Genomic DNA, 9,128 nt, shown 5'->3' with positions numbered 1-9,128 from the left:
CACCATGGGACACGCTGGTTTCTTTGGCCTTTGTTCCGTCGAGGCGCCGGTATGCCGGTACCTCGACCTGGACGAAGATGCCGGCCCCGAGGCCGAGGCCATCCTTTGCGATGAGGAACGCAAACGCGCTGCGCGTCTGCAGTTCGAAGCCGATCGCCGGCACTACGTGGCTGCGCATGCCGCGCTGCGCCGTGCGCTGGCCGCGCACACGGGCGAGCGCGCCGAGACGCTGCGCTTCAACCACAGTGCGTTCGGCAAGCCATCCCTGTCGGGCTGGCACCGGGTGCGGTTCTCGCTGAGCCACAGCCGTGCGCTGGGCCTGATTGCCATCGGCGAGCGCGGGCCGCTGGGCGTGGACGTTGAGCAGCTGCGCGAGGTGCCCGATGCGCTCGAGCTTGCCGGGCAGCACTTCACGCGCTCCGAATGCGAAGCGTTGGCGGCTTTGCCCGCCGTGGAGCGCCACCGCGCCTTCCTCACCTGCTGGACCCGCAAGGAGGCCTGCCTCAAGGCCGTCGGCCTCGGACTGATCGTGCCGCCCGAATCCTTCGAGGTCGGGCTGGAGTCCGACTGCCGCAGCGTCGAAGTGCCGGTCGCGGGCCGCATCCTGTGGCTCGCATTGCAGCCGACGCCCTTCCGCTCGGACAGCGTGGGCGCGCTGGCGGAATGGCGCCAGACGCATGTTCACGCCAGCGAGCCTCCCACGGCAACGGAGCTGTGCCTGTGACCGCACACCCCTTCATGTTCGGACCGGCTTCGCGCCAGATCTTCGGCATCTTCCATGCCGCCGAGGACGCGCAGCCCGGCGACACCGCGGTGCTCGTCTGCCCGCCTTTCGGGCAGGAGGGGATGCGAACGCATCGCCTGTTCAAGGTGCTGGCCGAACGCCTTGCACGGGCGGGCGTCGCGACGCTGCGATTCGACTTTCGTGGTTCGGGCGATTCGCCGGGAGACGAAACCGAGGGCGACCTCGACGGTTGGCGGCGCGACCTGTGCTCGGCGCACGAGGAGCTGCGCCGGCGAGCGCCGTCGAGCCGCATTGTCTGGGTCGGTGCGCGGCTCGGCGCGACCATTGCCGTGATGGCGGCGCGCAACGGGCGCTGCGACCCGGCGCGGCTGGTGCTGTGGGAGCCGGTGATCGACGGGCGGCGCTACGCGCGCTCCTTGCGCGAAGACCATGTCGCCGCCATCGACACGACCTTCTGCATTCCAGATCTCGCCTGGCGCCGCGGCTTGGCGCGCGAGCCCGACGCCATGCCGGAAGAGGTCCTCGGCACCGTGCTCTCGCCCAAGCTGCGCGCGCAGCTCGGTGCGCTGGTGGCCGAATCGCTCACGCTCACTGCGCTGCACGACACCCTGGTCCTGACGCCGGCCGGCGACGAACACACGGCGCAATGGGCGGCCGAACAGCAGTCGCGGCACATGCCGGTGCGGCTCGCCTACTTCCAGCACCGGCTCGACTGGACGTCGGATCCCTACCCCAACAGCGCCATGGTTCCGGCCGGTGCGCTCAATCGCTTGCAGGGGGCCCTCTATGAATGACGCGATGCAAAGCCCGGTGCGGTTCGGAGCCGGCAACTCGCTGGTGGGCATGGTCACCACGCCTGCGCACCAGGTGCCCGCCACCACCGCCTGCCTGATGTTCAACATGGGTGCCAACCACCGCGTGGGGCCGCGCCGCATCAACGTCAAGCTGGCGCATTCGCTTGCCGCGCGCGGCATGGCCAGCCTGCGATTCGACCTGGGCGGCGTCGGCGACAGCGATGCAATCGAATCGGCGCACGACCTGCAGACCCGCTCGGTGCACGACTTGCAGGCTGCCATGGACCTCATCGAGCGCATGATGGGCATCCGGCAATTCGTGATCGTCGGCATGTGTTCGGGCGTGGAGCACGCCGTGTCGGTGGCCGCCGTGGACACCCGCGTGCTGGCGCTCTCTCTGTTCGACGGCTTCGCTTTTCCGGAGCGACGTGCCCGCTGGGAACGCACGCTGCGGCGCGCGCTGGCGGCGCCCGCGCACCCATCTTTTCCCGGCAAGGCCAAGCGCTGGCTGCTGCGCCACCTGACAGGCAATCCGTCGGCAAAGCCGCTGCCCGGCTTCCTCACGGAAAAGCAGCCGCCCGAAATCAGGATCGCTTGGTTCGGCGCCATCTTGAAGCGCCTGGTCGAGCGCAAGGTCGACTTGCAGCTGCTGTATTCGGGATCGCTGCATGTATGTGACCGCGATCGCGACCAGCTTGGCGCACTCGGCCGCGAGCCGTTCGCCAAAGCCCTGAAATACCAGTTCATGCGCAACGTGGACCACACCTTCTGCACGGCCGAGGGGCAGCAGATCTACGTGCAAACCGTTGGCGACTGGGCGCTGGCATGCGCCCGCAGCGCCAGCGCGGAGCGCCGCAGCCAGACCTCCGGCACGAGCGCAAGTCCCGCCACGGCGGCCGCCGAACGCCCGTTGTGCGGTGCCTACGTACCCCAGTAAATCAGTTTTTTTCAAGAGCAAAGGACACACCATGGCACACCTCGATCAAGCCGGTTCCTTGCGCGTTGCACGCGTCCCGTCCGATACGGCTCCGCCGCTCGCCCGCGTGCGCATGCGAACCCGGATCGGACTCGCGGCCGTGCTTCTGCCGCTGTGCCTGGCGGGGTGCGGGATACCGGGCTTCAGCGATCCCGGCCGCGGGAGCTGGACCGGCTCCGAGACGAGTGGGCAGCCGAAGATCGTGGCCATCACGCCCGACCTGGTCCGCACCATGGCAGCGCAGAAACCGCAGGCCTTGCCAGGCGAGGTACAGCAGCTCTTCGGCAAGGCGCCGGCCTACACCATCGGGCCGGGCGACGTAGTGGGCATCGTCGTCTACCGACACCCGGAGCTGATGCCCAATGCGGGCGCGGTCATCTCGCAGCAGTCGGATCCGACCGGGGTGAGCGTGGCGCCGGGCTTCATCGTCGATGGCCAGGGCGAGATCAGCTTTCCCTACATCGGCCGCACGAAGGTCGAGGGCCTGACGGAAGCCGCTGCTTCCGACCTCATCTCGCGCCGGATCGCACCCTTCGTGAAGGATCCGCTGGTGAGCGTCAGGGTCCAGTCGTACCGCAGCCGTCGCGTGTACGTGGAGGGCGAGGTCCGCACCCCGGGCCTGCAGATCTTTACCGACGTACCGATGACGCTGGCCGAGGCGATCAACCGCGCCGGCAGCTTCAACGCGGGAGGCGACCGCTCGCGAGTGACCCTGACACGCGGTGAGCGCACCTATGCGCTCGACCTGCCGATGCTCCAGCGCTTCGGCTACGACGCGAGCCGCATCCCGATGCAGAGCGGCGACATCGTGAACGTCGGCACCCGCGAGGACAGCCGCGTGTATGTGATGGGCGAGATCCGCAATCCATCGCCCCTGCTGATGCGCAACGGCCGGCTGACCCTGAACGAGGCGCTGGGCGATGCTGGCGGCCCCGAGCTGAACACCTCGCAACCGGGTCAGATCTACGTCATCCGCAATTCCACCGGCGACGTGCCGGAGGTGTTCCATCTCGATGCGAAGAACCCTGTGGCGCTGGCCCTGGCCGACCGCTTCGAGCTGCGGCCACGCGACGTGGTCTACATCGATCCCGTGCCGCTGGTGCGATGGAACCGGGTCATCAGCCTGATTCTTCCCGCCGCGCAGGTTGTGAACCTCGGAGGCACCGCCAGCCGTCGCTGAGCGAGCCCCGCACCCATCCACTCCGCCCCATCTGTCCAGGCAACACACAAAAGGTGATCCTATGAATGCGCACTGGCAACCCCTGATTCCCGCTCCTTCCGAACCGGTGGCCGCGGACCGTCCCCCATCGAGGCTCAGGGAGCATATGGATCTGCTGCTCGACAGCCGATGGAGGATCGCGAAGATCACCGCCGTTGCGTTGCTGATCGGTGCGGCCTACACGATGTTCGGCCCGCGCATGTACGAATCCAACGTGCTGATCCAGGTCGAGGATTCCGATCGCTCGGGCGGCACGCTGGTCGGAGACTCCGCCAGCAGCGCCCTGAACGCCAAGACACCGACTGCGGGCGAGGCCGAGATCCTGAAATCGCGCCTGGTGCTCGAACAGGCAATCGAGGACACCAAGCTGTACATCGAGGCCGAGCCGCACTACATCCCGGTGGTTGGCGCCTGGCTGGCGCGTCATTCGAAGACGCTGTCCGAGCCCGGCTTCGCGGGCCTCTCAGGCTACGTCAGCGGCACCGAGAAGATCGTGGTGGCGCAGATGGACGTGCCGGCCGATCTCGAAGGCACGCGCTTCCTCTTGACCGCAAAGGCGGACGGCGCCTACACCCTCACCCACCCCAAACTTGACGCGGCGCTCGAGGGCAAGGTCGGCACGCCGCTCGAAGCGACGACGCCGCACGGGCCAATCCGCCTCTTGGTGGGCTCCATCGCGGGCCGGCCGGGCGCAGCCTTCGAGCTGGTGCGCCAATCGAAGCAGCTCACCCTGCTCGAACTACAGAAGGACCTTCGCGTGGTCGAGAAAGGCAAGCAGTCCTCGATCATGGACGTGAGCTGGCGCGACGGCAACCAGCAGCAGCTGGCCAACCTGCTCAACGAGGTGGCGCGCCTTTACGTGCGGACCAACATCGATCAGAAGACCGGGCAGGCCCAGCGCGCGCTCAACTTCCTCGGCACGGAGTTGCCAAAGCTCAAGCAACAGCTGGAGCATTCCGAGGAAACCTACAACGAGTACCGCAACCAGAACGGAACGATCAGCCTGGATGACGAGGCTCGCAACGCGCTGTCGCAAAACGTCGAGCTGCAGGCGAAGCTCTTCGACGCGACCCAGAAGCGGCTCGAGCTCACCGAGCGCTTCACGGCCCGCGACCCGAGCGTGCAGACGATCGATGCGCAGATCGCCTCGCTCAAGAAGGCGCTGGGTTCGGTGGAGCAGCGCATCCGCCGCATGCCGCAGCTGCAGCAGAACGCGCTGCGCATGCAGCGCGACATCAAGGTGAACACCGACCTGTACGTCTCGCTTCTGAACAGCTCGCTGCAGATGCGTCTTGCGAAGGAAGGAAAGATCGGCAACGTCCGCGTGCTCGACCAGGCGGTGGTGCCCGAGAAGCCGATCCGCCCCAAGGCCGTGATCACGATGGCGCTCGCGCTGCTCGCGGGCCTGTTCGCAGGAGCAGCCTCGGCCTTCATGCGCAGGTCGTGGCGCAACACCATCGCCAGCCCGGCCGAGATCGAGGCCTACACCGGCCTCACCGTCTACAGCACCGTTCCGCTGAGCCCCCGGCAGCGCCTGCTGGACCGCGCCGTGCACAGCGGCGAGCCCGGGGTGCATCTGCTGGCTGCGATCCAACCGGACGACCCGGCCCTGGAGGGACTGCGGCGGCTGCGCACAGCGCTGAAGTTCGCCGTGCCCGCTGCGCCGAACAACCGGATCATGATCTCGAGCGCCACGCCGGGCGCCGGCAAGACCTTCGTGTCGGCCAACCTCGCGGCCGTGCTCGCCTCCAGCGGCCGGCGCGTGCTGCTCGTCGACGCCGACCTGCGGCGCAGCAGCCTGGCACCCCATTTCGGCCTCAAGCGCCGCGGCGGGCTGTCGGAGCTGATCCTGGGCTCGGTCGAACTCGACGAAGCCATCCACCGGAGCGTCCTGCCCAACCTGGACGTCATCACCACCGGCGCGCTGCACCTGGACCCGACGGCCCTGCTTACGTGCAACGCCTTCGTGAAGTTGCTCGATCGGATTTCGGGGCGCTACGACACAGTGATCATCGACACGCCGCCCATGCTGCTCGCGTCGGAAACCGCAGAGATGGCCACGTCCATGGGCACGCTGCTGATGGTGGCGCGCGCTGGCGAGAACGAGCTGGGCGACCTGTCCGAAAGCGCGAAGGTGCTGCGGAACGTGGGCGCGCGTTTCCAGGGCGTGGTGCTGAATGCACTGGATACGCGCCGCCGCTACTACGGCAGCCTGGGCTACCGGTTCGGCGGCTATCGGCTGAGGATGCATGACTACCCGGGCGCGCCGGCCGAGCTCCCCGCGCCTGCGCAAGCAAAAGCGAAGGCACCATCATGACCACGATCCGAACTGACGCCCACGTGCAGCTGCGCGGCAACTCGCGGCTGCTGACGGGTACCAAGCGCCTCGCGGACATCGTGATGGCGAGCGGGTTCTTCCTGTTCTTCGGGTGGCTCTATGCGCTGATATGGATCGGCGTGATGCTGACCTCCGGCAGCCCGGCGATCTACAAGCAGCCGCGCTACGGCCGCGGCGGACACGTGTTCAGCTTCTACAAGTTCCGCTCGATGGTGCCGGATGCCGACATGGTCCTGGAGCGCTACCTGCGCGAGAACGAAGCGGCACGCCGGCAATGGGAGATGTACCAGAAGCTCGACCATGACCCGCGCATCACGCCCTTCGGCGCATTCCTGCGCAAGTACAGCCTCGACGAGCTGCCGCAGTTCTGGAACGTGCTCAAGGGCGACATGAGCATGGTCGGCCCGCGCCCCTGCATGTTCGCGCAGAAGGAGCTGTACGGCGAGTACTGGGGCCACTACTGCTCCGTGCGCCCCGGCATCACGGGCCTGTGGCAGATCTCCGGCCGCAACGAGGTCAGCTATCGGCGCCGGGTGGCCATGGACGTGGACTACGTGACCACGCTTTCCATCTCCCAGGACATCGTGATCTTGCTGAAGACCTTTCGCGTGGTGGCCGGCGGGCACGGCTCCAGCTAGGCACGGCGCCGCGGATCGCGTTTGCTTTTTTTCGACATCTCAACCCTCAACCGAAAGAACAGTATGCGTATCTACGTAGCAGGCCATCGCGGCATGGTGGGCCAGTCGTTGCTGAAGCGGTTGCGCGGCCTTGGGCACGAGGTCGTCACGCGCAGCCACCAAGAACTCGATCTGCTAAACCAGGAGGCGGTCCGCCAGTTCTTCGCCACCGAACACATCGATCAAATCTATCTTGCGGCGGCCAAGGTTGGCGGCATCCACGCCAACATGACCTATCCAGCGGAGTTCATCTACCAGAACCTGCTGATTGCCGCCAATGTCACGCACCAGGCGTTCCTTGCGGGCGTCAGGCGTCTCCTGTTCCTCGGCTCGAGCTGCATCTACCCGCGGCTTACCGAGCAGCCCATCCACGAACATGCGCTGCTTAGTGGCAAGCTCGAGCCGACGAACGAACCTTACGCGATCGCCAAGATCGCTGGCATCAAGCTGTGCGAAAGCTACAACCGGCAGTACGGCGCCTCCCACGGCGTCGATTACCGCAGCGTGATGCCGTGCAACCTGTACGGCCCGGGCGACAACTATCACATCGAAAACAGCCATGTCGTGCCGGCGCTGATCCGGCGCTTTCATGCCGCCAAGATGGAAGACGCGCCCGAGGTGCTCATCTGGGGCACCGGCCGGGCCCAGCGCGAGTTCCTCTATGTGGACGACATGACCGACGGCTGTCTCATGGTGATGGACCTGACGCGGGCCGAGTACGAGCAGCACACCACGCCGATGTGCGCCCACATCAACCTGGGCGCGGGCCAGGACCAGTCGATCGCCGAGCTGGCGGAACTGATCCGCGAGGTTGTCGGCTACCGCGGCCGGATCCGGTTCGACACCTCGCAGCCGGACGGCGCGCCGAGAAAGCTGCTCGAGGTGTCGTGCGCCGCCAGCCTCGGATGGCGTGCCACGGTGCCGCTGGCCGAAGGGCTTCGCCGCACCTATGCCGACTACCAGGAGGCGCTGCGGCCCGTGCAGGAGATTGCGCACGCCTGAGCCCCGCGCCTGCCCTTCCACCCAAACGACTTGCAAGGCACGCCATGAGAACACTCTGCTTCTGGTTCGGCATCGCGGCTGCGTTCCTGTGCGGCTGGGCCGACCCAGCCTGGGGCTACGCGGTCTTGTGCGTGCTGTCGGTCGTGCAGCTTGCGCTGCTTCGGGCGCCGGGCGCCAGCGTATTCCTGCTGCTGCACTACGCCACGGTGCTCACCTACTTCTCGCTCGCACCGGCGATGCAGATTGCCGACGACGTCTTCTTCTGGGACGCAGGCGTGATCGGCGCGCCCGCGCACTCGCAGGCGCTGGCACTTCTGCTGCTGTACATGGCGGGTGTGGAACTGGCCCGGCTCGGCATGCCCGAGCCGCTGGTGAAGTCCTTCCCTACGCGGACGCCGACGCCCGAACCGCAGATGGCCGGCGTAGCGCACCCACTGCTGCTGCTGTTGAGCGGCATCCTCGCGGCCTTCGCGTCGCTGTTCATCCGCCCGGACTTGAACTTCATTGCGCGCGGCGACGTGGGGAACGAACAAAGCGTTCCGGTCGATTTCATCGTCTATTCGACGCTGCCCAAACTCATCGTGCTGATGTGCTTCGTGGCGCTGGCTATCCATGCCCTTCGCCAACGCACGATCTGGTCCTGGAGCGCCGCGGGCTTCGCGCTGGTGCTGTCCGCCATTGCGGCGAACCCGGTCAACACACCCAGGCAGATCCTGTTGATCGGCTTGCTGCCGCTTCTCATCCATCTCTTTGGGCGCGGGCGGCGCTGGACGCTGGCACTGCTGCTTTTCGGCGCCATCGCGGGCCTGGGGCCGGTGCTGAACCTGGTGTCACGCGGGAGCTTCTGGGGCGAAACGCTCACCACCTTTCCCTACAGCCAGGACTTCGATGCGATGTTCATCATTGCCGGCATCCTGGAGCGCGCGCCAGACCCCGAGCTCGGATGGGGGCGCTACCTGCTGTCGGCCTTCTCGTTCTTCCTGCCGCGCGACCTGAAGCTGTATCCGGATTTCGATCCGCTCGGATGGCCCTCCATCCTGGGCAACTTCTCGCAGGCCAACCTGTCGCTGCCGCCGTTCACCACCGCGTTCTTCGACTTCGGCCTGGCGGGTCCGGTGCTGCTCGGCCTCCTGATCTCGGCCGGCGCCCGCTACCTGGACAAGCTGGTCGATCCGCGCGGCGTGGTGTCGGGCAGCTATCTCTGCGCGCTGGTACTTCTGGCCGCGTACGTGCCCTTCATGCGCGGCCCGATTCTGGGTTGGGGACCTTTCGCGGCGACGGGGTTGATGGCGGCAGCGTTCGCGGGGGTCCTGAGTTCGCGCTTCCGCCGGCCACGCCCCGCCGCATCGCCCTACGTCCCTCGCACAACCTGAGGTT

General features: G+C 66.9%; 8 protein-coding genes. All 8 read left to right on the top strand.

Translation table 11 applies throughout. The annotated features are described in order from the left end of the window. Positions 1-4 precede the first annotated feature (4 nt). The 8 genes from ASC78_RS21365 to ASC78_RS21330 all read left to right on the top strand — a co-directional run bounded on the left by ASC78_RS21365 (position 5) and on the right by ASC78_RS21330 (position 9,124). The gene (locus tag ASC78_RS21365) at positions 5-724 is read left to right on the top strand and encodes a 4'-phosphopantetheinyl transferase family protein (RefSeq protein WP_055805941.1); all 720 of its coding nucleotides are present in this window, start codon (positions 5-7) and stop codon (positions 722-724) included. Then, the gene (locus ASC78_RS21360; protein WP_055806728.1) at positions 721-1,539 is read left to right on the top strand and encodes a serine aminopeptidase domain-containing protein; all 819 of its coding nucleotides are present in this window, start codon (positions 721-723) and stop codon (positions 1,537-1,539) included. The genes ASC78_RS21365 and ASC78_RS21360 overlap by 4 nt, the downstream gene beginning before the upstream one ends. A 4-nt stretch (positions 1,540-1,543) precedes the next feature. Beyond that, entirely contained in the window at positions 1,544-2,476 is a 933-nt protein-coding gene (locus ASC78_RS21355; protein WP_235505165.1) for a hypothetical protein, read from the top strand. Between the two features lie 31 nt (positions 2,477-2,507). Then, positions 2,508-3,695: a polysaccharide biosynthesis/export family protein gene (locus ASC78_RS21350; protein ID WP_055805938.1), complete on the top strand. Its 1,188-nt coding sequence runs from the start codon at positions 2,508-2,510 to the stop codon at positions 3,693-3,695. 61 nt (positions 3,696-3,756) lie between these two features. Then, entirely contained in the window at positions 3,757-6,051 is a 2,295-nt protein-coding gene (locus ASC78_RS21345; RefSeq protein ID WP_055805935.1) for a polysaccharide biosynthesis tyrosine autokinase, read from the top strand. Then, complete coding sequence (locus tag ASC78_RS21340) at positions 6,048-6,710, top strand: sugar transferase (protein ID WP_055805933.1); 663 nt, start codon at positions 6,048-6,050, stop codon at positions 6,708-6,710. The genes ASC78_RS21345 and ASC78_RS21340 overlap by 4 nt, the downstream gene beginning before the upstream one ends. Positions 6,711-6,773: 63 nt before the next feature. Then, positions 6,774-7,751 (top strand): GDP-L-fucose synthase family protein, encoded by a 978-nt coding sequence (locus tag ASC78_RS21335; protein ID WP_055805930.1) that lies wholly within the window; start codon positions 6,774-6,776, stop codon positions 7,749-7,751. 44 nt (positions 7,752-7,795) lie between these two features. Next, positions 7,796-9,124 carry a hypothetical protein gene (locus tag ASC78_RS21330; protein ID WP_055805927.1) on the top strand — a complete coding sequence of 443 codons (1,329 nt, stop codon included), beginning with the start codon at positions 7,796-7,798 and terminating at the stop codon, positions 9,122-9,124. Positions 9,125-9,128 lie beyond the last annotated feature (4 nt).

Origin of the sequence: Variovorax sp. Root318D1, assembly GCF_001424835.1 — a bacterium.
Classification (GTDB): domain Bacteria; phylum Pseudomonadota; class Gammaproteobacteria; order Burkholderiales; family Burkholderiaceae_C; genus Variovorax.
The sequence above is the reverse complement of the archived record's forward strand: the minus strand, read 5'-3'. Positions and strand labels throughout refer to the sequence as shown.

Excerpts from the sequence above, each read along its gene's own strand:
- ASC78_RS21365 (WP_055805941.1), top strand. The coding sequence starts at position 5 with ATGGGACACGCTGGTTTCTTTGGCCTTTGTTCCGTCGAGGCGCCGGTA.
- ASC78_RS21355 (WP_235505165.1), top strand. The coding sequence starts at position 1,544 with ATGCAAAGCCCGGTGCGGTTCGGAGCCGGCAACTCGCTGGTGGGCATG.
- ASC78_RS21350 (WP_055805938.1), top strand. The coding sequence starts at position 2,508 with ATGGCACACCTCGATCAAGCCGGTTCCTTGCGCGTTGCACGCGTCCCG.
- ASC78_RS21345 (WP_055805935.1), top strand. The coding sequence starts at position 3,757 with ATGAATGCGCACTGGCAACCCCTGATTCCCGCTCCTTCCGAACCGGTG.
- ASC78_RS21340 (WP_055805933.1), top strand. The coding sequence starts at position 6,048 with ATGACCACGATCCGAACTGACGCCCACGTGCAGCTGCGCGGCAACTCG.
- ASC78_RS21335 (WP_055805930.1), top strand. The coding sequence starts at position 6,774 with ATGCGTATCTACGTAGCAGGCCATCGCGGCATGGTGGGCCAGTCGTTG.
- ASC78_RS21330 (WP_055805927.1), top strand. The coding sequence starts at position 7,796 with ATGAGAACACTCTGCTTCTGGTTCGGCATCGCGGCTGCGTTCCTGTGC.